The organism is Acidimicrobiales bacterium, from assembly GCA_041394265.1.
In the GTDB taxonomy this organism is placed as follows: domain Bacteria; phylum Actinomycetota; class Acidimicrobiia; order Acidimicrobiales; family SZUA-35; genus JBBQUN01.
Genome location: JAWKIO010000005.1, coordinates 5,049,508 through 5,074,214 on the forward strand (window position 1 = coordinate 5,049,508; position 24,707 = coordinate 5,074,214).

At 63.8% G+C, this 24,707-nt stretch carries 17 protein-coding genes and 1 pseudogene; 9 read left to right on the top strand and 9 right to left on the bottom strand.

Features of this window, described 5'->3' with window-relative positions; all coding sequences use genetic code 11:
* The first annotated feature begins 8 nt into the window (after positions 1-8).
* The 4 genes from R2733_24150 to R2733_24165 are packed head-to-tail and all read left to right on the top strand — an operon-like array spanning position 9 to position 6,636.
* Entirely contained in the window at positions 9-2,474 is a 2,466-nt protein-coding gene (locus tag R2733_24150; GenBank protein MEZ5379615.1) for a DUF5682 family protein, read from the top strand.
* On the top strand, positions 2,471-3,622 hold the full coding sequence (locus R2733_24155; protein ID MEZ5379616.1) for a VWA domain-containing protein: 1,152 nt from the start codon (positions 2,471-2,473) through the stop codon (positions 3,620-3,622). The genes R2733_24150 and R2733_24155 overlap by 4 nt, the downstream gene beginning before the upstream one ends.
* Positions 3,619-5,598: a hypothetical protein gene (locus R2733_24160; protein ID MEZ5379617.1), complete on the top strand. Its 1,980-nt coding sequence runs from the start codon at positions 3,619-3,621 to the stop codon at positions 5,596-5,598. Before R2733_24155 ends, R2733_24160 begins: the two co-directional genes overlap by 4 nt.
* A 36-nt stretch (positions 5,599-5,634) precedes the next feature.
* The gene (locus R2733_24165) at positions 5,635-6,636 is read left to right on the top strand and encodes a hypothetical protein (GenBank protein ID MEZ5379618.1); all 1,002 of its coding nucleotides are present in this window, start codon (positions 5,635-5,637) and stop codon (positions 6,634-6,636) included.
* 94 nt (positions 6,637-6,730) lie between these two features.
* On the opposite strand, the gene R2733_24170 is transcribed toward R2733_24165, so the two are convergent.
* Complete coding sequence (locus R2733_24170; protein MEZ5379619.1) at positions 6,731-7,768, bottom strand: IS110 family transposase; 1,038 nt, start codon at positions 7,766-7,768, stop codon at positions 6,731-6,733.
* A 336-nt stretch (positions 7,769-8,104) separates the two neighbouring features.
* Between R2733_24170 and R2733_24175 the strand changes: the two genes are divergently transcribed.
* The gene (locus R2733_24175) at positions 8,105-10,351 is read left to right on the top strand and encodes a DUF4132 domain-containing protein (protein ID MEZ5379620.1); all 2,247 of its coding nucleotides are present in this window, start codon (positions 8,105-8,107) and stop codon (positions 10,349-10,351) included.
* Between the two features lie 1,031 nt (positions 10,352-11,382).
* Here R2733_24175 and R2733_24180 read toward each other — a convergent pair.
* Both R2733_24180 and R2733_24185 read right to left on the bottom strand, forming a co-directional pair.
* Positions 11,383-11,838 carry a hypothetical protein gene (locus R2733_24180; GenBank protein MEZ5379621.1) on the bottom strand — a complete coding sequence of 152 codons (456 nt, stop codon included), beginning with the start codon at positions 11,836-11,838 and terminating at the stop codon, positions 11,383-11,385.
* 173 nt (positions 11,839-12,011) lie between these two features.
* Positions 12,012-13,238, bottom strand: coding sequence for an IS256 family transposase (locus R2733_24185; GenBank protein ID MEZ5379622.1), 1,227 nt, complete (start codon positions 13,236-13,238; stop codon positions 12,012-12,014).
* A gap of 53 nt (positions 13,239-13,291) precedes the next feature.
* Between R2733_24185 and R2733_24190 the strand changes: the two genes are divergently transcribed.
* The gene (locus R2733_24190; protein ID MEZ5379623.1) at positions 13,292-15,025 is read left to right on the top strand and encodes a DUF4132 domain-containing protein; all 1,734 of its coding nucleotides are present in this window, start codon (positions 13,292-13,294) and stop codon (positions 15,023-15,025) included.
* Positions 15,026-15,149: 124 nt separating this feature from the next.
* On the opposite strand, the gene R2733_24195 is transcribed toward R2733_24190, so the two are convergent.
* Complete coding sequence (locus tag R2733_24195) at positions 15,150-16,025, bottom strand: DUF4214 domain-containing protein (protein ID MEZ5379624.1); 876 nt, start codon at positions 16,023-16,025, stop codon at positions 15,150-15,152.
* 327 nt (positions 16,026-16,352) lie between these two features.
* Between R2733_24195 and R2733_24200 the strand changes: the two genes are divergently transcribed.
* On the top strand, positions 16,353-17,549 hold the full coding sequence (locus tag R2733_24200) for a site-specific integrase (protein ID MEZ5379625.1): 1,197 nt from the start codon (positions 16,353-16,355) through the stop codon (positions 17,547-17,549).
* Between the two features lie 253 nt (positions 17,550-17,802).
* Positions 17,803-18,297: a helix-turn-helix domain-containing protein gene (locus R2733_24205; protein ID MEZ5379626.1), complete on the top strand. Its 495-nt coding sequence runs from the start codon at positions 17,803-17,805 to the stop codon at positions 18,295-18,297.
* Between the two features lie 787 nt (positions 18,298-19,084).
* Here the strand turns inward: R2733_24205 and R2733_24210 are convergent.
* The 3 genes and pseudogenes from R2733_24210 to R2733_24220 all read right to left on the bottom strand — a co-directional run bounded on the left by R2733_24210 (position 19,085) and on the right by R2733_24220 (position 21,657).
* Positions 19,085-19,603: a hypothetical protein gene (locus R2733_24210; protein ID MEZ5379627.1), complete on the bottom strand. Its 519-nt coding sequence runs from the start codon at positions 19,601-19,603 to the stop codon at positions 19,085-19,087.
* Between the two features lie 257 nt (positions 19,604-19,860).
* A complete protein-coding gene (locus R2733_24215) occupies positions 19,861-20,331 on the bottom strand; it encodes a hypothetical protein (GenBank protein ID MEZ5379628.1) in 471 nt (156 codons plus the stop codon).
* 98 nt (positions 20,332-20,429) lie between these two features.
* A pseudogene (locus R2733_24220) lies at positions 20,430-21,657 on the bottom strand (IS256 family transposase).
* Between the two features lie 785 nt (positions 21,658-22,442).
* Between R2733_24220 and R2733_24225 the strand changes: the two are divergent.
* A complete protein-coding gene (locus R2733_24225; protein ID MEZ5379629.1) occupies positions 22,443-22,958 on the top strand; it encodes a hypothetical protein in 516 nt (171 codons plus the stop codon).
* A gap of 100 nt (positions 22,959-23,058) precedes the next feature.
* Here the strand turns inward: R2733_24225 and R2733_24230 are convergent, their stop codons facing one another.
* Positions 23,059-23,343, bottom strand: coding sequence for a hypothetical protein (locus tag R2733_24230; protein MEZ5379630.1), 285 nt, complete (start codon positions 23,341-23,343; stop codon positions 23,059-23,061).
* Positions 23,344-23,363: 20 nt separating this feature from the next.
* The gene (locus R2733_24235) at positions 23,364-24,656 is read right to left on the bottom strand and encodes an ISL3 family transposase (protein ID MEZ5379631.1); all 1,293 of its coding nucleotides are present in this window, start codon (positions 24,654-24,656) and stop codon (positions 23,364-23,366) included.
* Positions 24,657-24,707 lie beyond the last annotated feature (51 nt).

Below are 24,707 nucleotides of genomic sequence, written 5' to 3' on the forward strand. Positions count from 1 at the left end.
TGCATCTGATGGACACCGACGTACCAACGGAAGCCGATGATGTACGGAAGGCTGCTGCGGGCCTTCTCGCTCCGCCGGTGATCTACGTGCCGATCCGCCATCACAGTCCGACCTGCGCACACGTAGTCGCCGAAATCATCGCGGAACAACGACCATGCGCTGTGCTCGTCGAGGGTCCTCCCGCCTTCGATGACCAGATTGACTTCCTGGTGGATCCTGCCGCCCGAATGCCGCTGGCGATCTATAGCCATGTCACCTACGCGCCGGTGTCTGAGGTCGACGCCGACCAGTTCGCACCGGCGGAGGACGAAGTCGATCATCGAGCTGCAGAACCGATCCGACGTGCGTTCTACCACCCGTTCTGTGACTACTCGCCCGAAACGGTTGCCCTCCGCTCCGGCCGAGCCATTGAAGCTCGACTCGGCTTCATCGATCTCGACGATCACTCCCTTGCTCGGTTGGACTCCTCTCCTGCCGGCCATACCGACGAGCGGCGCTTCGAGTTCTCTGCCACCTTGGCCGCAGCTGCGGAACACTTCGGCTGCCGCGACCACAACGAATTGTGGGACCACATGGTCGAGGCGACTGATCTCCCGCTCGAGGAAACCGTCGCTGCGGTGCTGACCTACGGTTCACTTGCCCGAGCGGGCGTCGGCACCGAAGAACTCCGCCGGGACGGAACCGAGCAGCGTGAGTTCGCCATGGCAACCCGTATCGCCGCGGTTCGAGTCGAGATGAGCTCGGATCCCCGGCCGATCGTCGTCGTCACCGGAGCGTTCCACAGCGTTGCGCTGCCAGCGCTCGTCGACAGCATCGTCACCGGCACGGCTTCGGCACCAGTGACCGTCGCCCCCGTCCGTTCCGTCGTTGACCATGGGCATGGTCTCATCCGCTACTCCTTCGAGCGGCTCGACGCGCTGAGCGGCTATGCCGCCGGAATGCCGAGTCCACGCTGGTATCAGGCGGCCTGGGAGGAACGCCGAGCGGGAGGCACCGGTGCAGTGGTGACCGCACATCGTTTCATCAGCGAAGTCGCCACCGAAGTGCGGAGCGTCAGCGGTGATGGCCAACCGAGCCTGCCGTCGGTCGTCGATGCCTTCGTCGCCGCCGAACAGTTGAGCAAGCTCCGGAACCGACGCAGGGTGAGCCGCAACGACTGCCTTGACGCCATGGTGAGCTGCTTCACCAAGGGCGAAGACAACGTGTTCAACCCGGTCCGACACTTCGCTGCCCTCTCCATGACGGGCACGGCCCTGGGTGTGCTCCCTCCGGGAACACCTCGCGTGCCGTTGGCCGAAGATTTCGACCGCATCGTCGCCGCACTCGCGCTTCCCAATGACACGACCGAGCCGAAGCAGCTGCATCTCGACGTCTATCGCAACGACCGAGACCTACGTCGATCGCGGCTACTCCATGGATTGGATGCTCTTGGTGTCGTCTACGGCGTCTGCATCACGCCGCTGCGCTTCTCACGTGCCGCCGGACGGGATGTGGTTCGCGAACGATGGCGAGTCCGGGTCGACGGAAGCACTGACGTTTCGCTCACCGAGGCCTCGGTGTGGGGAGCCGGCGTCGTCGAAGCCGTTGCCAACAAGACCCGACGAGAACTCTACGAACTTCTCGAGTTCCAACCGAGCGCCGCTGCGCTCATGCGCCTCGTGATGACCGCAGCCCAGCGAGGCGTACCGTCCGTCGTCGCCGAAGCGCTCGATGGCATTCGCTCTCGACTCGCCATCGAGCCATCCATCACAGACCTGGTAGGCGCACTCTCCGAAGCTGAGCTCTTGTGGGCCGCGAGAGAACCCTTGAGCGGTTCCGACCTGACATCACTTCCTGCACTCGCCGAGCAGCTCTACGTCCGTTCGTGTCAACTCGGCAGCCGGCTGCACGAGACCCCACGAGAGGAGTGGCGAGCGACCGTCGGCAGTCTGGAGTCGCTGCACCGAGTCATCACCACCGATACTTGGGCCGGACTCGATCACGAACTGTTCTGGGACATGCTCGCCGACCAGCGGGACCGGGTCGAACCCGGCATGCTCCGAGGCGCGATCGCCGGACTGGAATGGCGAGGGGGCCGGATCGACGACGATCATCTGCTCGCAACGACGGCCGGTCATCTCGCGCCCGCCACCGAAAGCGCCGTCGGAGGCCTGTTCCTCGCAGGGCTCATTTTGGTCGCCCGCGATTCCCTCTGGGACGTCAACGGCATGGTCAGGGTGTTGTCCGACGCTTTCGGCAGCCTCGACGAGGAGGAGTTCTTGCGACGAGTCCCCTCCTTCCGCTCAGCATTTGCGGCGCTCGCACCACGACAGACCGATCGATTGGCCGAGATCGTTACCACCATCACCGGCTCCCGGGCCAATGTGCGTGTCAGCGGAGTGACCGCTGGGGAGGTGCTACGGCATTCGCTGGCCTCGGCAACCGTCGAGACCCAGCTCGAAACCGACGGCCTCGCCGGATGGATGCGACCATGAGCGACATTGAGCAGCGGTGGCGACTCATCCTCGGCAAGTACGCCGAGCCGCGTCTACCCCTCGCACCTTCACAACACGCAAGAGACCGAGCGCTTGGCTACCTGTACGACCGGCTCTACACCGGTCGCGGTCTCCGAGGCGACGCCGAGGGCGTAGGCAGCAGCGGAGGTGGTCCCGGCGAGTCTCAGCAGCGCAGCGCGGGACTCGAGGATTCCGCACCGCACCTGGTCGACTGGCTGCAGTCAGTGAACGAGCTCTTCCCCAACGAGGTCGCCGAGGAACTGACGGCAGAAGCGGTCGAACGATTTGGACTGACGCAGCTACTCACCGACTCGCAAGTACTTGAACGAGTCGAGCCGAATCTCCACACGTTGCAGCTGCTGCTCTCGCTGAAGTCTGATGTTCCAGCCGAAGCGCTCGGTGCGGTCCGGCGCATCGTTGCCGACGTCGTCGAGGACCTCATGCAGCGTCTACGGACCGAGATCGAAGCGGTACTCACCGGCCGGGTCAACCCCCAGAGCCGAACCCGGCGGCCGACCGGTGTGATCGACGCCCGACGAACCATCGAGGAAAACCTCGGAACCTGGGACCCGGAACGCAGGCGCCTCCTCATCGAAGAGGTCTCGTTCTTCCGACGCTCCCGAGTTCGCTATCCGTGGGAGATCATCCTCTGCGTCGATCAGTCCGGCTCCATGGTCGGCTCCGTCATCCACAGCGCTGTCCTCGCCGGTGTGCTTTCAGGCTTGCCGGGCGTGTCGGTGAAGGTCGTCGTTTTCGACACGGCCGTCATCGATCTCTCGCACCTCAGCGACGATCCGGTCGAGACCCTCATGTCGGTCCAACTCGGTGGCGGCACCGACATCGACCAAGCCGTTCGCTATTGCGAACAGATCGTGACCAACCCCAGCAGAACCATCGTTGCCCTCATCACCGACTTCTACGAAGGGGGTTCGGTCCAATCGCTGCTCGCAACGGTTGGCCGCCTGAGCGAAGCCGGCGTCACGTTGATGGGCCTCGCCGCGCTCGACGAAGTCGCCGCACCGGCGTTCGACCATCACACTGCCGAGCGAGTGGTCAACGCTGGCATGCCGGTTGCAGCGATGACACCGAAGTCGTTCGCCCAATGGGCAGCGGGTGTCATGCGATGAGCGATGATCCATCGCGGACGGCAGGCGACGATGCCCGATTCCTCGCCCTCCTCGTCGATGCTGCGCTCTTCGACGACGCAACGCTCGAGCACCTGTCGAACAAGGGTCTCGTGCGACGAGCGCACAAGCTCCTCGAGACACCTCCGCAGCTCGAATCGGCCGACGCGCTCGACGTGATCGCCGTTGAATGGCGGGTGCGCTTCGAGTGGTCGACGCCGCTGTCCAAGGCAACATGCGATTGCGCAACAGCTGGAATCTGCCAACACGTGATTGCTGCGATCATTGCGCTCCGCGAAGCGCACGCAGATCTCCATCCTGCGCCGACTCCGACCGACCGACCCGTCGTCAGCTCGACGCCAACAGCCGGAGACATTCTGAGCGGCCTGCTTGGGCGTCATGACGAGGAACTCGCGAAGTGGGCGACGTCAGCGGAACTGCGCTGGGCGCACCAGCGCCTGGCCTCGATCGACCCGACGCAGATCATCGTGATCGAAGACGGATCGGTGACCGTCGAGCTTCCACCTCCGCACGCCATCGTGCGTTTCATGGCCACCACGTTCGACTCGGCAATCGTCAAGCCGACCACGCCCAACGATCGAAGATCCGTGACGCTCGCCGTCCTCGCGCTGTGGCTCAGCCACGGACGTGAAGTCGTCCGAGACGACGCGACACCCGCCCGGCGAACCGAATTGCCGAAGGAACGGCAGGCCCTGGTGCAACGAGCAGACCGCGTGTGCCGCGACCTCGTCGCCATCGGACTTCTCCATCTCGGTGATGCCGAACGTGAACGTCTCGATTCGCTGGCCGCATCCTTCCGCGGTGCGAAGCTCTATCGTCTCGCACTCCTCGCCGAGCGGGCTGCAGACCAAGTTGATGCGCTCGCCGCGCTCTCCGTCGACGCAGACACCAGCCGGCTCCTCGATCACCTGGCCGAGATCTCAGCGGTCGCCGAGGCGATCGACACTCAGATCGCTGCCGGTCAACTGCTGCCCGAGGGTCTCTGCGGCACGGCCCGAGCGCGATACGAACCCGTCGGTCAGCTCCGCATCATGGGCCTGGGCCACTATGACTGGGGAGACCATCGCTTCGCTGGAACGACCGGCATTTTCGCAACGCCATCAGCCCGGTTCTTCGCCGTCGCCCGGCCACGAGTCGTGAGCGGGCGGCACCTACCCGAAGCGCTGGGCTGGACTGGTGTCGGCGACGTGTCAGCGCTCAGTGGCAAGCACGTGACGCTGTCGGGTGCCAAGGCGAGCAGCAGTCACCGACTGTCCGCGAGTCCAACGACCACCGCGGCGACCGTCGGACCGGTCACCAACGACGATCTCGCCCGCCTGGCCTGGGGCGGTACGAGGCCGACTGTACCGAGCCGGCTCCTCGGCCGATCCGAGCCCGGCTGGACGGTCGTCGCCGTCGAGGGGCAAGTGTCGCCGCCCCGATTCGATACGATCTCGCAGCAGTTCCAGTGGGAGCTAACCGCAGCGGGAGCCGGCATCGTGGTCACCATGCCCTACCGCCCCTCCTCGGTGGGAGCGCTTGCCAACCTCGAGCGGATCGCATCTGAAGGCCCTCCCGAGTACCTCGTCGGTCGCCTTCGGGCTGATGGCCAGACGCTGTCACTGTGGCCGATCTCGGCGATGACCAACGGGACACTACGAAACCTCGCAGCCCCGAGAATCGCCGGCGGCGTCCTCCCCGACGAAACGGCAGCGTCGGCGAATGCGCCGATTGCCACCATCGATCACCTCGACCGCCTTTCGGCCCGACTCGTTCGCGTTGCCGACGGCGGGCGACGGCCAACGACATCGACCGACCTCACATCGCTTGCGTCGACGGCTCGTGATTGGGGCTACACCATCCTTCACCAGGTGATCGCTGCGGCACCCGACCCGTCCGTCAGTGTTCTACGCGCCGCATGGACGCTCCTCCTCCTGCGCGATGCCGACGGCAGCGACGCGCCAGACTCCGCAGAATGACCCTCCACTCGTCGCAGATAACGCCGATAGTTGGAAATGGCCGATTCCCCCACCCGACCGAAGCTCGGTACCGACATCACCGACCTCACACCGTTCGGCGGCTCGGCCACCGAAGTGCTCCGATTCGCGCTGGCCGAACACGACACCAACTCAGCGTTGATCGACTACTTCGTCGAGGGAACCCAGCCCGACGCCGACACCGTCACTGCGATCAACGAACGCTTGAAGTCCTGGGTCCATACGTTGGTGGTCGAGCCACGCCTCATGCTCGCTGCGGTCTTGAGCTTGCCAGATGAAGCGGCCAACCGAACCACCCCGTTCGCCGGAGCTGAGCCACCCCTGACCCTTGTCACAACCGCAGCGATCGGCGGCGCTGACAGGTCTCGCGGATTGATGACCGATCCGACGACGATCGACGACCTCGTTGCCTGCGGTCGACGATGGGGATGGGATACCGGCGACGTGATCGCGGCCCTGGTCGACGGAAGGAAGGGCACCATGTATGTCAGCGAGCTCGCAGGTCTCGAGTCCTTCGTTACCAACAACAGCGCTGAACTCCTCGCAGCGGCTCAAGACCAACCCAGTCGAGCGGAGCTTTGGCGTTCGCTCCGAATGCTCTCAGGTGAGCAACTGCTGCCATTCGCCACGGACCTGATCGATGACTCCGCATCGACGGACAAGGGGCTTCGTACTGCGGCTCGGCAGGTCGCTCTTCAGCTGCCTCCGCTGGCCGCGGTACGACAGACCCAGGACGTGATCGAGCAATGCGCGCCGGCCAACCGCTTCCACGCCGCGTCAACGCTGTTGGCCAGCATCACCAAGGCACAAGTCCCGATGCCATCGGTTCGCCGCTGGGTCGAGCAACGAATCGAAATCGAGAGTTCGGCAAGGGTCGTCGCTGTGCTCGACAAGGCCCACTCAACCCTCGCCCATCGCGAGACGGAACCCGTCGTGCTACCCGAGGTGAGGTTCGAGCGGGTCGAGTTGAGCGACGACCTGTGGGCAGCAATCGTCGCTGCGGCCGCCACTCGCGGGTGAACGAGTTCGCAAGCGCTCCCGAAGTAGCGAGCTACTTGAGCGGCACGCTCCAACGAGCGTCGTACGCCAACCAAGGGGACGCTCCTATGTCGTGTCAAGCGGTGTGATGTTCGAGCTGGCGGAAGAGCTGTCGCGTGACGTATCGCTTGAGGCAACGTTTGATCTCCCGATCGGTCTTGCCCTCGGCGCGGCGCCGCTCGACGTAGGCCCTGGTCTCGGGATCGACCCGCATGCGGGTAACGACGACGGTGTGGATGGCCTGGTTGAGACGGCGATCACCGGACCGATTCAGCCGATACCGGATCGTCATTCCCGACGAGGCTGGAATCGGAGCGGTGCCGGCAAGCATCGCGAACGCAGCGTCGGAGCGAACGCGGCCGGGATGTGACCAGGCGCAGAGCACGGTCGCCGCCACGATCGGGCCGACACCACAGTTGTCCAACAAGTCTGGGCGCCAGGCGCGGACGAGGTGAAGGATCGCTCGTTCATGCTCCCGGGCTTCCTCAGCAAGGTTGATCGCCCGGCGGGCGAGACAACGCAACACGAGTGCGGTCTCACGTGTCGCCACGTCCCAGCGTGGATCCACACGAAGACGGGAACAGATCTTGAGCATCTCCGCCGTGGTCTTGCCCCGAAGCTTCGACCGGAGCTGCTCGGGAGCGACAACGACGAGCCCGTGGATCTGGCGTTGAGTATCGGTGCTGCTATCGACAGCGAGGCGGCGGGCAGCCAGCCGAACTGCGAGCGCTTGGCGTTCCCCGTCAGAGCGAGGCTCGCTCAGGTGCTCACGGCTGAGTGCTTCACGAGCAGCACGAACGGCGTCGATCGGGTCGGACTTCGCTCCGTGGCGACGGTTGGCTCGTTTCGGTCGATCGAGTTCGACCACCCATTCACCGCGCTCGGCCAGGCAACGGGCGAGACCGGCGCCATATCCGTTCGCACCTTCGATCGCCCAGACCCGCAGGCCACCGTGATTCCCAGCGAACTCGAGCAGTGCCTGATGGCCACCGAGATCGGTGCAGGCGGTCATGCTGTCGATCACGGCGCCGGTCGATGCCGCAACGACAGCGGCGGTGTTGGTGTGTTTGTGGGTGTCGACTCCGATGACGACGTCGACGACTTCTGCCAGCATGGTCACTGCGTTTCTCCTTTGAACGTGGAACGTGAGGTTCCGGTCCAGGGCGGAGATCGGCGGGACTGTGATGGGACACGCCAGGGATCAGCTGGCGGTCGAGCTCCTGATCAGGCCAGTCACTCCGGCCAGGGCCGGGGCCGATGACCGGATGCGGACATGTCCCCAACAAGACACTGCGGTCAGTCAGAATTCGAGTCACGCACCAGGCCATCGACCACAGCACACCACGAGCGCGGTGGCCGCAGCTACAGACTCACAGTCAGAACAGCGCTCTGGCTCGCAGCCGACCTGGATCTCCTCGGTCCCCTTGCCGATGCCAACCGGGTCTATCTCATGCTGGAATTTGCGGCATACGGCGCTGGCCACCGGGCGCATCTCGGGCTGGCGGACTACGACGGCGACGACCCGCTCTTCTTCAGCGCAGTTGCCGAAGCCGGGCACGTCATCGTGCCAGAGGTCGTTCGGCTCGTGACCGAGCTGTGGAGGGGTGACCCTGAGCGCTTCTCGACAACGAAGATCCGGCAGTGGGCCAGCCACCACGCACTCGACATCGTCGAGCTCCTGGAGAGTCCGAGGCACTACGGCGTCAACCGAGATGCGCTTGTCTCGATGCTGATCAGCAGCCCTGATCGTCCGGCAGCTATCGACGACGCCCTCATCCGCTCGGCAGTACTCGGCTCCGAGTTCCGCCAGCGGGCCTTGTCGGTCATCGACACTCGGTACACGCAGGAGGTACTCGCCTACCTCGACCGGGGCCAGCGTGAGCGAATCGGCGTTGCGGAGTGGATCCGGATCCACCCAAGTCCAGAAGCGACCAGCGCCCTGCTGAGCGTCGTGCGCTCGGAGCGCGACGATCGGGTGAAGGCGGCGGTGTTGACCACACTCGAGACCCTCGGCATCGACCTGGAGGAGTTCCTCAGCCCGGAGGCTCTGAGGTTGGATGCAGCCGCGACCATGTCGAAGAAGACGTCTCGTTCGAAAGCCATCGACTGGCTCGACACCGCTGGACTGCCACCGTTGCGATGGATGAACGGTGACCTCGTCGACGGAACGATCGTCGACTGGTTTCTGCACAGCGCCGCCAAGAACAAGTCCGCAGTTCCCTCTCCAATCGTGCGACGCCACTTCTCGCGGATGACCTCGGACAGTGCCACGGACTTCGGCCTTTCACTACTCGAAGCGTGGATGGAACGGGACCTGATGCGCGTGAGCAGCGCCGATGCGCTGAAGGAAGCGACGATGTTGGCTCAGAGCCAGCACCGAATGGCGCAGCAGTACCCTGCGCATCGGTACACCGGGCTCACGATCGAACAGATCAAGGGGATGCTGCTGCCTGAGTGCGAAGCGAAATTTGCCGGCTCGGCGCGCACAAGTCAGGGAATCCTCGCACTGGTCGCCGCCAGCGCCAGCCCAACGGCAGTCGACCTGGCCCTCTCCTACATTCGAAAGCACCGGTCCAAGAGGGCCAGCCAAAGCAAAGCGCTCATCGAGATGCTGGCGTGGATGGACGAGCCCCGAGCCGTTCAAACCGTCATGTCGATGGCCAATCGTTTCAACCCGAAGGCACTCCAACAGGAAGCAGCTCGCCAGATCAAGCTTCTCGCCGACCATCGCGGCTGGTCGGTCGACGACCTCGCAGACCGATCTGTCCCCGATGGCGGCTTCGACCAACGAGGCAGACGCACGTTCGAGTTCGGTGCACGCACCTTCACGGCGCAACTGTCGGGGAATCCCGGGATCTCACTGATCGACGACTCGTCGGGCAAGACCATCCGTTCCCTGCCCCGTGGCCGAGCCGATGAAGATCCCGAGCAGGTCAAGGGCCAGAAGTCGGCATTGAAAGAGGCCACAGCCGATGTCGCCGCCGCGCAAGACTTCCAACCACAACGACTGCGCCGCGCAATGGCCACCGAGCGGACCTGGTCGAGCGACGAGTTCAACCGATACATCCTCGGGCATCCGCCGATGGTTCGGCTCGCGACGCGGCTGCTGTGGTCCACGACCGTCGCCGGCGTCGAGGTTCTGTACCGTCCTCTGGTCGACGGCAGCCTGCTGACGATGGACGACGAGGAACTCGTCCTCGACGACCAGCCGGTACGCATTGCGCACGGGCTACGCCTCGACCGTGTCGCCATCGAGGCCGCAGCCACGCACCTTTCCGACTACGAAGTGGTCCCGCTGTTCTCACAGCTCGACCGGCGCCCGATCGAAGTAGCGCGCGGCCAGCGCACCCTCGATGTCGTCGCCGGTTGTCAGCTCAGCGCCAATCTGCTCGCATCAAGGGCCAGAAGCCTGGGGTGGCAGGTCGCCGACACCGGTGGAGCCGGCTTCTCAGTCGGCGTGACCACCCAATTCGCCGATCTCGGACTCGAAGCCGTTCTCTCCGTCGAACGGGGCCTCTTCCTCGGTGGCTACGACCACGTCGACTACGACTGCACCCTGTCGAGCCTGTACGTGATCGAAGGAGGCTCCAATCGACCCGACGAGCACGCTGCACTTGAGCTGGGCCAACTCTCGCCGGTGCTCATTGCCGAGATTGTCGACGACGCGCTGATCATCGCCGGTCACCCGGGCGCCTGATTCTCGACTCCCCGCTCCTCGAGCCGATAGGCAACGATGTCCGACTCCCCTATCTGCCCGGTTCTCGGGAGTGACATCACCGACCTGTCGGCCTTCGGCGGCTCGGTCGCTGAGTTGCTGCGACACGGGCTGGTCCATGATGACCTACAAGCGCCCCTGATCGAACACGTCCTCGAAGGTCGTGAGCCGACGACCGAACAGTTCGCTGCGATCAACAAGCGGGCGACGTCACGAAGCCACTCCTTCGTCGTCGAACCGCGGCTCGTCTTGGCCGCGCTACTCGCGCTTCCCGACGAGGCGATTGCCCGAATGGCGCCGGCAGTAGGGATCCGATCCCGACCCAACCTCAAGAACATCATCGACCTGGCCATCGGAGTGTCGACCAATCGGAGCGCGACTCAGAAGTCGACGGTGGACGACATTGTTGCCTGCGGTGAGCGTTGGGGTTGGAACATCAGCGACCTGGCTGCCTCGATCGTTGTAGGCGAGTTCAGCCCCGGACTACCAGCGATGGACGGCTACGAGCGGTTCGTCATCGACCGCCCATCCGAGCTACTCGCTGCAGCGCAGCAGGCAACCACACGAACGAGCCTGTGGAGGTCGCTCTCACAAGTGAGCATCGAAGCCCTCGGTCCTTTCACGGGCTTGGCGATCGATGACGCGCTTGGACGCAATGAGTGGACGCGGAATCGGCACATGCCATCGCGACTCGATTGCCTGCAACGCTCGCGATCCCGACGCTCACGACCCTTATCGAAACCGGATCGGCAATTCAGCGTCAGCGGGCCGCAGGCGTTCTGCGATCGATCGCTTCTTCGATGCCGAACCCGACACGCGAACTGCTCGACTGGGTCGAGTGTCGAGTGGAGCAGGAGACCGCCGGTCGCGCACGTGCTGAGCTCGAACTCGTCCGCGCCGTCCTCGAATTGCGCTCAACCCAAACCATCACACTTCCGGACGTCGAGTTCACCGAAGTCGACCTGTCTGACCAGGAGTGGCTGGAAGTCACTGGGGGTGACGACAGCTGGGCGTCAGCCGACCAGGTCCGACGCTTCTTCAACACCGACCGGTCGATGGACCATCTCGAGGTGTCGAAAACGTACGAGTCGATCGTCGGCGCCTCGACGCTGCGACTCTTTCAGCGACTGGCCCGTGCCAACCGTGTCCTGTTCATGCTCCGCTACGCCGCCTACGGCTCCGTTCACCGCAATCTTCCAGGGCTCGACGAATCCCGAGACGTCGAACCGTTGTTCATCAGCGCAGTCGCTGTTGCTGCTGGCATTCAGGACGACCTTGTCTTCAAGCTCGTCTCGAACCTCTGGCGCGCTGATCCACAGCGATGGACTTCGATTCAGCTTGGCAAGTGGCTGAGCTTCCATGCGATCGACATCGTGGCAGCAATCGAGGATCCGTCCACACACGTCGCGGTTCGCCACGAACTCTTCGAGCTTGCACTTTGCATCGAGGAACGTCCAGGCCCGCTCCACGATGCTCTCGTGCGATCCGCAGTCACCGGTCCCGACGAGGATCGCAAGGCGCTCTGGCCACACGTCGATGACCGCTTCACGACTCAAGTCCTCACCTTTCTCAGTAGGGGCCAGGCCGAGCGGATGACAGAGTCCCGTGGAGTGGTGGGGTTCCGAGTGTGTTGCTCGGTGTGTCAGGCCTCGAGTTGGGCCCGTGATCGCTCAGTGTCGCGCACACTGTTGAGGTCCGCCATCGACCCCTCGGTCATGTAGCGACGAGCGACCGCCCATTCGGCGTGCTGATCAGCGAGCACCGCACCGATGAGCCGGATCGCGGCGGCGTCGTTGGGAAAGATCCCGACCACGTTCGTCCGCCGTTTCACTTCCTTGTTCAGTCGTTCCAACGGATTGTTCGACCAGATCTTGCGCCAGTGCGACGACGGAAACGCCCCGAACGCCAACACATCGGTCTTGGCGTCACGCATCGACAACGACGCTTTCGGGAACTTGGCCTCCAGCATGTCGGCGACCTCGTCCCAACGGCCGTTGATCTCCCCGGTGGTGCCGAGCGCAAAGATCGACCGGAACGCGGCCGCCACCATTTCTTGCTGCCCTTTCGGGACCTTGGACAACAGATTCCGGGCGTAGTGCACACGACACCGCTGCCAGCTCGCCCCGCTGATCCCCTTGCGGATGGCGGCCTTCAGCCCTTCGTGGGCGTCGGAGATGACGAGGCGGACACCACCAAGACCACGTTTACGCATCGAGCGGAGGAACCGGAGCCAGAACGTTTCGTCCTCCGAATCACCGATATCGACACCCAACACCTCGCGGTCACCCGCAGCGGTGATCCCGGTCGCGATCACCACCGCCCGGGACACGACCTGCCCGAGGGCGTCGTCACGGACGTTGATGTAGGTGGCGTCGAGATACACGTACGGGAAGCTGGTGTGACCCAGGGTGCGTGTCCGGAACGCTTCGACTCGTTCGTCCAGACCGGCGCAGATCCGCGACACCTCTGATTTGGAGATGCCGGTGTCGATCCCCATCGCCACCACCAGATCATCGACCGCTCGGGTGGAGACGCCGTTGACGTAGGCCTCCATCACCACCGCATACAAGGCCTGGTCGATCCGGCGGCGGGGTTCGAGGATGCTGGGGAAGAACGAACCCTTGCGAAGTTTCGGGATCCCGAGTTCCAGATCGCCGGCCTTGGTCGACAAGGTCCTCGGCCGGGTCCCGTTGCGATGCGTGGTCCGGTCGATGCTGCGCTCGTACCGGCCGGCGCCGATCGTTTCGGCCGCTTCGGCCTCGATCAACTGTTGCAGCGCCCACTGGGCGAGCTGGCGGACCAGATCGGTTCCTTCTCCGATCGAGATCGCGTCGAGCAAGCGGTCGATGTCAGACTGTTCAAGAGTCATCGGTGTGGTTCTCCATGGTGTGCACTTGGTCGTACACACCGAGCATCACGCCGGTGACTCACCCACAGGTGGACCCGCCCCGAAATCCCACCACGCCAAGGGACTCATACGAGCGGATCGGTGCAGCGCAATGGCTCGGCGCCCATCCCAGTCCCGCTGGTACCGAGGCGCTCACCCTCGCCGCTCAGCGAGAGGCCGACGATCGGGTCAAGGCCGCCATGCTGACATCACTCGAGAGGCTGGGCTCAGATCTCGACCGATTTCTCAGCCCTACTGAGCTTGTCACTACGGCACACAACGCGATGTCCAAGAAGTCGTCGCATTCCAGGGCGATTGACTGGCTCGCCATCGACACGCTTCCCCCAATCCGTTGGCGAGATGGCGACCCTGTCGACAGCAACGTCGTGCGGTGGTTCCTGCACAGCGCCGCCAAGAACAAGTCGGCAAGGCCATCGCCCATCCTGCAACGCCACTTCTCCGACATGAATGGTGCAGACACGCGGGCATTCGGCGAAGCGCTCCTGCTGGCGTGGATCGACCACGATCTCGCACTGGAGGGTAGGGGATCCGCCCGGACCTCCCAGGGGCTACTCGCGCTCGTCGCGCCGTGCGCAAGCCCTGTCATCATCGACCACGCCCGTTCCTACGTGCAGACCTACCGAGGCAAGCGAGCGAGTCAGAGCAAAGCGCTCATCGAGATGCTGGCGTGGATGGACGACTCGAGCGCCGTCCAGACCGTAATGTCGATGGCTCACCGCTATCAGCCACGAGCGCTCCAGCAGGAAGCAGCGCGTCAGATTGCGCAAGTCGCCGACCACAAAGGCTGGACAACCGAGCAGCTCGCGGATAGGTCGGTGCCCACCGGAGGCTTCGACCGGACCGGAACCCTGACCCTCGACTATGGCAGTCGAACCTTTACCGCGAAGCTCACCAACGACCTCGACATCACCATTGTCGAAGACTCGACCGGCAAGTCACTCCGCTCGATGCCGCGTGGCCGAGCCGACGAGGACGCAGCGGCCATCGGGCACGCGAAGGGCATTCTCAAAGACGCCATCACCGACATCCGATCTGCGGTCAAGCATCAACCACTGAGACTTCGCCGAGCGATGGCCACGGAACGAGTGTGGAGCGGCACCGACTTCCAGCAGTTCGTTCTCGATCACCCGGTGATGCTTCGCCTCGCCAGCCGAGTGTTGTGGTCGACCGACGTGCCTGGCGGCGAGATCATCTTCCGCCCGCTCATCGACGGCACGCTGCTCACGCTGGATGACGATCACTTCGTGCTCGTTGGGAACGATGTGAAGATCTTGCACGGACAGCGTTTGGACCCCGAGACCAGATCACGGGCACTCGTCCATCTGCGCGACTACGAGGTCGCCCCGCTCATTTCGCAGCTCGATCCGATCGGCATCGTCGTCGCCAAGGGCCAGCGGACCATCGACCTCGTTGCCGGGAGCGAGCTCAGTGCCAACCTTCTGGCCTCGCGGGCCCGAGCCCTTGGCTGGCAGGTGGCCGACAACCTGCGATCGTTCGTCGGCGTGTTCCTCCAATTCGCCGACCTCGGTCTGGAAGCGATTCTCGCCGTAGATGGAGGGCTCCACCTCGGCGGCTATGAGTACTCCGACCACCGGTGTCGCCTCGGTAACCTCTTCGTCGTCGAGTCAGGCTCCGCTGCGCACGGCGAGTATGCCGCCGTCGATCTCAGCGAGCTCTCCCCGGTCCTCCTCACCGAGATCGTTCGCGACGTCCACTCCATCTGTGGGCAAAGCAGCGGCGCTGATTGAGCTGACCAAGCCTCGCTCGAACTGGACGTGTCGCGTCTCTGCCTTCCTTGGAGCAACAACAAGGCCTCGTCGAGGCCCCACATTCGGGTTGTGGTCGACCGAGCGCAGCTTCAGAACGATGGCATCAGGGCTGATCGTAGGGGTGGCGTGTGGCCGAGTGCATCGAGTCGTACCGCATGACGGTCCAGAAGACCTTGTCGTTGTCGATCGGCACGTTGATCTCGATGTCGAAGACCACCCGTGGATCGTGCTCGACGTTCCACTCGAAGTAGTACTCGTTCGGCTGAAGAGTGATCGGTCCGGTCCCCGGAGCTGATCCGACCGGCCAGTAGTCGATCTCGAAGGAGATCGCTTCCGCCGAATCGTTCCAGACTGCGACATCGGCGTATCGCATGTCGTTCGTCGGCACACTGACTTGACCGATGCCGCACGCAAACATCTTGGGCCGGCTGTACCACGTGAGATAGCCAGCGAGCGGAGGCCACGTGTTGGTCTTGACGACGAACTCCTCCGATTCGCTGAACGCGATCATCACCGCACCACGGCTGTAGCCACCGTTCAAGGAACTCGTCCAATGGTCCCATCCAGCGGGGTCGGGGTCACGATCCATCACATTTCGATAGACGAGACGGACGAACTCGCGGTTGTCGAGTCGCCCGTAGGTCTGCACGAACTCGTCGGAGACCTCGAAGCTCGCAGAAATCGTCTCGAGATTCGTCGACCGGTCTTTGTAGGTTCGGAGCCAGTAGTCCCATCCGCCGGGGTCGGGTTCTCGCCCGAAATAGGCGGCGTAGAGCCGGTAGACGGAGTCGGTCAGCTCTGGACAGGCGGACGCGTAGAGCGCCGAGGAAGTCGCATCCTGGCTGACGGCAAGCGCAATGTGGCTTGTTGACGTTCCATCATTCGAGTCGGCCGGTTCGGCCCCACTCGCGCCTCGGCTCACAACCGATACGAACAGAACGACGGCGAAGAGCGCCTGAGCGGCCGGTCGGTGTCTCATGCTCCCATCTTGGCAGGTCACTGGCTCAGCCACTCATCGAGTAGCGCCGCACCTCCCCTCGGGGTTTTTCGGTTTAGAAACAAGGAGAGCCGGCCCTCTCGGACCGGCTCTGACCTGCTTGTTTACCGTCGGGCTGGGGAGATTCGAACTCCCGACCTCCTGACCCCCAGTCGTAGCAAGTAGGTCCACACTCGTCCGCCGACGTTCAGATCACAAGACGTTGAACAGGTAAAATGCACGACCGGCGTCCATCCTCGTCGATCTCCATCCGCCATTGCGGCTACCTTGTTGTCCACCTGTTGTCCACCTCTCGACCCGAGGCCACCGATGCCCAAGAAGCGCGCCAAGCGACCCGACGGTGACGCCAGGGTCACCCGAAACGTAAAACGCAATCGGTGGGAGGCGAAGCTGACCATCGGACGAGACGAAGACGGCCGCCTTGTCCGAAAGCTGTACACGGGCCGCACCCAGAAGGAGGTCGCCGACAAGATCGATGATGCACGCAAGGAGCTGGCCGCCGGGGTCGACCTGGTGACCGCCGCCTCGACCGTGAAGGAGTACCTCGACCAATGGCTGACCGAGGTGCTACCAGGCACCGTGTCGGCGGGGACGCTCAAGAACTACAGCGAAGTCGCCAAGTACTGGATCATCCCGCAGATTGGTGACGTGAAGCTCGCCGAGCTCACGCCGGGCCACGTCGAGCGAATGCTTCGTGCCCTAGCGGCCGATGGAAAGAGCACGAACACACAACGTCTCGCTCGATCTGTCCTTCGCCGAGCCTTGCGGCGAGCCCAGCAACAAGGGGTGTTGTCCCGAAACGTCGCTCAGATCGCCGACGGCGTGAAGGTCTCAAAGAAGAAGGAGGGCCGAGCACTCAGCATCGAACAGGCCCGCACCCTGCTCGACCACATTGCCAGCTCCGACAATAGGCGGATCAAACGTCTCGAAACTGCGTGGCTCACCGCCCTTTCGCTCGGACTGCGCCGAGGCGAGCTGCTTGGGCTCCGATGGGACGATCTCGAGCTCGGCGGCGACACGCCTGTTCTCCGGGTGAGATACGCACTCAAGCGTGAGACAGGCCGAGGCCTCGTCATCGAAGCGCCCAAGACCGCCGACTCGCGCCGAACACTCAACCTCCCTACCCGCCTAGCCCATCGCCTCACTGCGCACCGGACAGCGCAACACGCGGAGCGAATGGCTGCTGGTCCAGCGTGGGAACTGCTTCCGCTCGGACACGATCTCGTCTTTCGCACAGAGTTCGGGAAAGCCATCGATGCCGACAACTTCCGGAACTGCACGTATCAAGTCACCGAGGCCGCAATTCACGAAAAGTGGAGCCCACACGAACTTCGACACTCCGCGGCCTCGATCCTGCTCGCACAGGGTGTACCGCTCGAGGTCGTATCTGAGACGCTCGGGCATTCGTCAATCAGGATCACAAAGGACGTCTACGGCCACCTCATGCCGGCGGCCCGCAAGCAAGCCGCCGACGCCATGGACGATGCGCTCTTCGGTGGTGCCTGAATCGGGAATGCAGATGCGCTGCGAGGCGCCACACCCGCCCGAGCTTCGAATGAGGCGACGTCCACTGTTGATGGCTCGACGGCCAGCCGACTCGGGAAAAGGTGGGTTCTCGACCTCTGCGCAGGTCGTGGCCGTGCCTCCGAAGCCGGCCAGCTGGCGGTGGGCACACTTGCCCAATTCGCCCGATGGATTGCGCTCCCCATGTCCCCGTGACCGCTACTGGATGAAAGTGACGATTGGAGGAGGCGGCGACATGAACGAGCTGAAGCACCGGCGAGGCAAAACCTGGGCGGAGAACGACGAGAGTACGGGGTTGGAACCCCTCGGAGTACGGACGTCCTGGGATCCCAAGCGACTCGGTCCGCTCGGCTCGATCCTGGGTAGGAAGTGGACGCTCACGATCATCGCCACCCTGCATGACGGCCCTATCCGGCATGGTCAGCTCTGCCGCCGTCTGAGGCCCATCGCTCGAAAAGTTCTCCACCAGAGCCTCGACGGGCTCGTCGACGATGGTCTCGTTGAAAAGGTCGTTGGCATAGATGACTGCGGCAACATCGCAGTCTCGTATGGACTCACACCGCTAGGTAGGTCGCTGCATACCGTCCTCGACGCCATGCAAGCCTGGACCGAGCACCACTTCCCCGTCCGCCTTCACCCCGATGCAACAGAACCGAGCGAGTCGGTCCCAAAATCCGGGTCGAGGCTTCCTCGCGCTCCGGGAAGCGGCCTGCCAACGCCACAAGTGTGAACTTGGTAGGCGCGCCGAGTCGGCGTCGATCGTTGCTGGGACGATGAACGAGCAGCTCATCGATGCCATCGATGGAGCGATATCAAAGCGTCACGAAACGGCACTTCGCGGGCATGCCCCAGTCGGATATCGCCTGCGCGTTATGGGATACCGAAGTGTCGCCGCCTTCGGTAACGGGCTGGGCCGGCGACCGGCTGAACTCGGTTACGTTGGCGGGCGAAGCTCCCAGGGGAACACGATGATTCGGGCCGATAAGTAGATGGAAGAAAGCATCGATGGCACGCCGTCGCCGTTCGCCACTTTTCGCCCCAGCTCGATGTACCCGTACACGATCGCTCTCGGTCTGGGTTTCTGGGCTTGGCTTTTCACCGGTTCCGTCGTGACCGGGACAGCTCTCGCCGCCGTCGCATTGTGCGCAGTTCTCGTGCGTCGCTCCCGATTGACCGCAGCGTTTGGCCCAGACATGCTCATCGTGCAGGGGTGGCACGCTCACACGACCTACTCCCCAAACGATTGGGTACTCATCGAGCGGTACCGCAACACGGGTTGGCGATTCGACACTCTCAGCTTCTTGCTCCGACCAGTGAACAAGCCGGACACAATCAAGGTTCCGGCCCTATGGGGAATCTGGCCGACACTTCCCGGGTTCATTCGCTCCCGGCCGAGACGGGTGGCCGAGGCAGCAAGACTCGCGGGGTTCGAGGTCATCGTTGAAGGGAACCCTCACCCCTTGCGCTACGGGCCTCGGCGTTGACAGCGGCGCCGACACAACAGACGCGGCCATCGGTCATCCCTGCATTCTCTTCCACTCATCGAATCGTTCTGAGAAGTCGTGTTCGATCCACTCGACCGCATCATCGACATCGAGCGAACCTGCGGATCCATCAAAAACGAACCTGACGATCGTGTACTCCGGAGGAATGACGGCGATACGGCTGAACTGGCGTTTCATGAGCGTCTTGAACGGAACCGGACGAGGGAAGGGTCGGGCTGGGCTGATCATCTCGACATCACGCAGGTCACCGACAAGACGCCGAGATCCTGGCCAGGGGAAGTACCGATAGATGACCAGCTCGCCCCGCCGGCCAGCGACGCGAGCCCTGCGCCGCCACAACATGCTGAAGGTGGTGATCGACCCCATGATGAGCATTGCGCTACTGGCGACGAGCAGGATCCATTTGCGTCCGGGCCCGGCGATGCCGCTCGCCCCGAACCAGAACCCGAAGAGTGCAAGCATCCAAGCCGCCGCCATCAGTCGAAGGCGCACCGTGTTGTAGCGAACAATCGCTATCGACTTGTCCTTCATTGCGATCGACCCTCACTGGATGCGGTGCGCGACGGTAGCTGACGGGGGACGGGTCCCGTCTCGTGGTGTAGATCGGCGGGTGCAGTAGGCAGCGGCCCGTCCCGTACTCCCTGCGGGGTCGGCAGTCTTCGACGGCTCTGCGTCGCCGGTGATTCCGGTGGCCGCCAGTTCACGGCGTCGCGGGAGCGCTAGACATCTACGGAGCGCGTTCGATTTCTCAGCGACTGCCAGCGTCTCAGCACGAGGCCGTCGTGTCGCTACTGAAGCGTCTTCCAGGCCGCGAAGTTCTCGACGAACCCCGGCTCGACACGTTCCAGAGCAACATCGGCATGGATCGACCCGGCGGAGCCTTGGAACACCAACGTGACCCAGGTCAACCTCGGTGGTGACACTGCGAACGTGCCGAAATGCTGCTTCAGCAGTGTCGCGAAGGGAACCGGCTCGGGTAGCGGAAGCGGTGGGGACACCAGTTCGACGTCGCGGAGATCACCAGCCAACCGTCGGGTGCGGGGCCAAGGAACGTACTGGTAGACGAGCAGCTCACCTCGCCGGCCGACGATCAAGCCGTTCCGCCGCCAGACCAGACCGGACAAGACGATCGTGGCGAAGAACAGCATGCCGGCACCGACGACTTGTGCGATCGTGTTGCGGCCAAGGCCAGCCTCGCCGTTGAGACCGAGCCACAGGACGAACGCTGCGAGCGGCAGCAGGAACAATCCTGCGTACATCCGGGCTCGATTGTAGCGAACGATCACGATCGACACCGCCTGGTCCGCCAGACAGAGTCCCGTGGAGTGGTGGGGTTCCGAGTGTGTTGCTCGGTGTGTCAGGCCTCGAGTTGGGCCCGTGATCGCTCAGTGTCGCGCACAGTGTTGAGGTCTGCCATCGACCCCTCGGTCATGTAGCGGCGAGCGACCGCCCATTCGGCGTGCTGATCAGCGAGCACCGCACCGATGAGCCGGATCGCGGCGGCGTCGTTGGGGAAGATCCCGACCACGTTCGTCCGCCGTTTCACTTCCTTGTTCAGTCGTTCCAACGGATTGTTCGACCAGATCTTGCGCCAGTGCGACGACGGAAACGCCCCGAACGCCAACACATCGGTCTTGGCGTCACGCATCGACAACGACGCTTTCGGGAACTTGGCCTCCAGCATGTCGGCGACCTCGTCCCAACGGCCGTTGATCTCCCCGGTGGTGCCGAGCGCAAAGATCGACCGGAACGCGGCCGCCACCATTTCTTGCTGCCCTTTCGGGACCTTGGACAACAGATTCCGGGCGTAGTGCACACGACACCGCTGCCAGCTCGCCCCGCTGATCCCCTTGCGGATGGCGGCCTTCAGCCCTTCGTGGGCGTCGGAGATGACGAGGCGGACACCACCAAGACCACGTTTACGCATCGAGCGGAGGAACCGGAGCCAGAACGTTTCGTCCTCCGAATCACCGATATCGACCCCCAACACCTCGCGGTCGCCAGCAGCGGTGATCCCGGTCGCGATGACCACCGCCCGGGACACGACCTGCCCGAGGGCGTCGTCACGGACGTTGATGTAGGTGGCGTCGAGATACACGTACGGAAACGAAGTGTGACCCAGGGTGCGTGTCCGGAACGCTTCGACTCGTTCGTCCAGACCGGCGCAGATCCGCGACACCTCGGACTTGGAGATGCCGGTGTCGATCCCCATCGCCACCACCAGATCATCGACCGCACGGGTGGAGACGCCGTTGACAGTAGGCCTCCATCACCACCGCATACAAGGCCTGGTCGATCCGGCGGCGGGGTTCGAGGATGCTGGGGAAGAACGAACCCTTGCGAAGTTTCGGGATCCCGAGTTCCAGATCGCCGGCCTTGGTCGACAAGGTCCTCGGCCGGGTCCCGTTGCGATGCGTGGTCCGGTCGATGCTGCGCTCGTACCGGCCGGCGCCGATCGTTTCGGCCGCTTCGGCCTCGATCAACTGTTGCAGCGCCCACTGGGCGAGCTGGCGGACCAGATCGGTTCCTTCTCCGATCGAGATCGCGTCGAGCAAGCGGTCGATGTCAGACTGTTCAAGAGTCATCGGTGTGGTTCTCCATGGTGTGCACTTGGTCGTACACACCGAGCATCACGCCGGTGACTCACCCACAGGTGGACCCGCCCCGAAACCCCACCACGCCAAGGGACTCATACGTCCGCCACGCCCCTCAGCGTAGAGCGACAGCCAGGTGAGCGATCGCGGGTCGGCGAAGCCGTGAGTGTCTGATCGCTGCTGAAGATCAACTCGCGCGACATCGACAGGGCTGCGTCGCTCAGTGCTGCAGCGATGCTGTGGTCGATCGGAATGGAGCTACGGAGGTCACTCTGGCCCGAAGCGCCCCAGGACTCTCTTGTTGCTACCCGCACGAACCGCCGCCGATCGCGGGCCTGGAGGTGTTCTTGCGGCTCTACCAGCCGAGCTGTTTGAGCACGCCCAACGCGAGAGCGAAGAGGCCAAGGACAACGAGGGTCGGCGGCAGCATATGGAGCCGGAAATTTAGAACATCGTCATAGGTCCCGCCCCTACGACCAAGCTCCTTGAAGCCAACCCTCGGAACGGCTCGACCAACTCGGCGCAGAACCCAGGCGAGCACCCAACACACGAGCGCGATGACGATTGGGACAACCACTACTGCCTCCGTCGGACTGTCAGGACGCCAGGAACGATCGTTGCCGGCAGCGAAGAAAGACACGATCGATGGCAAGCGAGTACTCTCGGTTGCACGCACCACCAGTTCCGCAAGAGTGTTCGGTCCGTAGCCTGCCGTCGCTCACGAGCTGCAGCAAGCTCGACGGTCAGAAGCCACTTCCTCTGGGGCCCCGAACGACATGAACACGGCAACGGAGGAATCACCACGGGTCGTGCTGGTCAGGGTGAGTCCGAGAGCAATATCGCTGTTGATGGTCGGCTCGGTCGGACTCTTCACGGCCGGTGCCTACTACCTGATCGACATGGGCAACGATCCCGGTTTCGTCCTCACTCGGACCACCGGCGTCCGTTGGGCATTTGCTGGCTCTGCTCTGATGGCGGCGGCGGTGCTCCTGTTCAGCTTCGCCGCGCAACTCGTGAACAGGTTCATCTGGGCCGTGGGCACGAGCGCTGGAGTTCACGCTCCAATGTCTCCTCTCGGGAGGGCTCCACGACTGAAGGTCCCTGGCCCGCCGGCAGACATCAGCCTCAGCGTCACCCCGCACCGGCTCGGGCTGAAGACGCTCGTGTTCTCCAACGCTGGAAGGCACTACAGCCTCACGGTGTCCCGCTCCAACGCTGCCCGGGTCGTGGAAACATTCAATGCGTGGGCAGCGACTCATCCCTCGCCCACAACGCCAAGCAGCGCCACCTAAACGCCAACGAGTCCGACAGCCCCAGCTCCGCCCAGCGGCTGCGTGGTCGCCTCTGCCTTCGACCACCGGCCGTGGGATGCGCGGCGCTCATTGCCTAGCGTCAATCGTCGACGGCCACCGGACTCGGTTTCGGTCCACCCGACAGACCGGTGTCGCTGGCGATTGCCGGCCGTGGCGGATCGAACCGGCCATCCATGATTCGACGCTGCGCCAAGGGCTGAGCCAGGTCGATCGTCACGGTGTAGGCGACCGCCATCGCCTTGCACGCCGAGCCATCGTTGTTGTCAGGGACACGCACGCGTACCACCACAGCATCGTTGGTTTCGACCACGCCGACGTCAATATCGTCACGATCGAGCTTGATCGGGCATGCCGGATCGGTCACCGAAACCGGCTCTCCGCGTTTCAGCGGGGTGTGATGGTGGCGAGTAGGTCCCAGTTGGGTCGGCCGGCGTAGAGCAGGGCACGGATCCGGTAGTTGGTGAACTGGCGGAACCCGAACGCCACACGCTTGACCCTCTTGATCAGATTGTTCGCCGCCTCGGTCGGCCCGTTCGACACCCGGGCCTGGTGCCAGGCCGAGATCTGGTTGCTCCAGCGGACAATCGACCGCCCGAGACGCTGGATCTCGGGCGGGCAGTCCTGGTCTTGGAGATCGTGACCGAGCCGTTCGACGAACTCGGCCGCGAGCACGGGGTCGTCGATGTCGTAGATGCTGCGCACCGTCTCTTTCGCATGCCACGCGTTGCGGACCTCACCGTGCGGGTCCCCAGCGTCGAGCAGGCCCAACAGCTTGGCTCGACCATCCTCGTCGAGGCGTTCATCAGCCATGGTGAGCAGCCGCCGGCATCGGTAGAGCGGGTCGTCTTTGTGGCCCCGGTGCCCGAGGGTCTGGTTCTGGACCCGGCGACGGACCTCATCGAGACGCTGGTTCGCCAGCTTGATCAGGTGGAACGGATCCGCGATCTGGGTGGCGTCGGGGAGCATCGTGTCGAACGCGAGCCGCCACGGACCCGACAGGTCCAGCACCGCCCAACAGATCGTGTCCCGCCACGACGGCGGCGTCTCAGCAAGCCATTCACACAACCCGATCGATGAGCGGCCCTCGATCACATCGATCAACTGACCCCGGGCAACATCAACAATCGAGGTCGACCACGCCTGGGTCCGCCACCGACCCCGCCTCGCGAACAAGACCTCATCGACCCCGAGCGCGTCCACCGTGCCGACCCGGTCGGTATCGGCATCGAGGAGCGCTTGCCCGTAGGCGACCACGGCGTCGTTCACGGCGTGCCAGTCAGCACCAAGCTCGGCGGCGACATCGCTGACCGCACGACCGTGGCGGCCGACCTGCACCGTGGCCCACCGTGCGGCCCGGTCGGTCAACGACAACCGGGGCGCTGCGATCTTGGGGTCCTCGTGCGTCCAGGACCGCTGCTGGCACCAGATCCTGGGGCAGCAGAAGCGGTGCTTGCGCCACCGCAACCTCACCGGCCGTCCGAAACAGGTCAGGTCGGCGAGTTCGACCACGGGCCGGTCCTTCACCCAAGCCCGTTCGCGGCATTGCGGACACGCCGGCGTCTCGATGATCGATTCGACGGTGACCTCGAGCCGGCCGGGCAGCGGTTCGGTGACGTCGACGATGTTGACCGCGCTCAAGCCGACCAGCAGCTCGCACGCGCGCGTAGGGTTGAACACTGCAGGGGCACCTCAGAATCCGAACGGCTTAGACACCCTCAGATTCGCAGG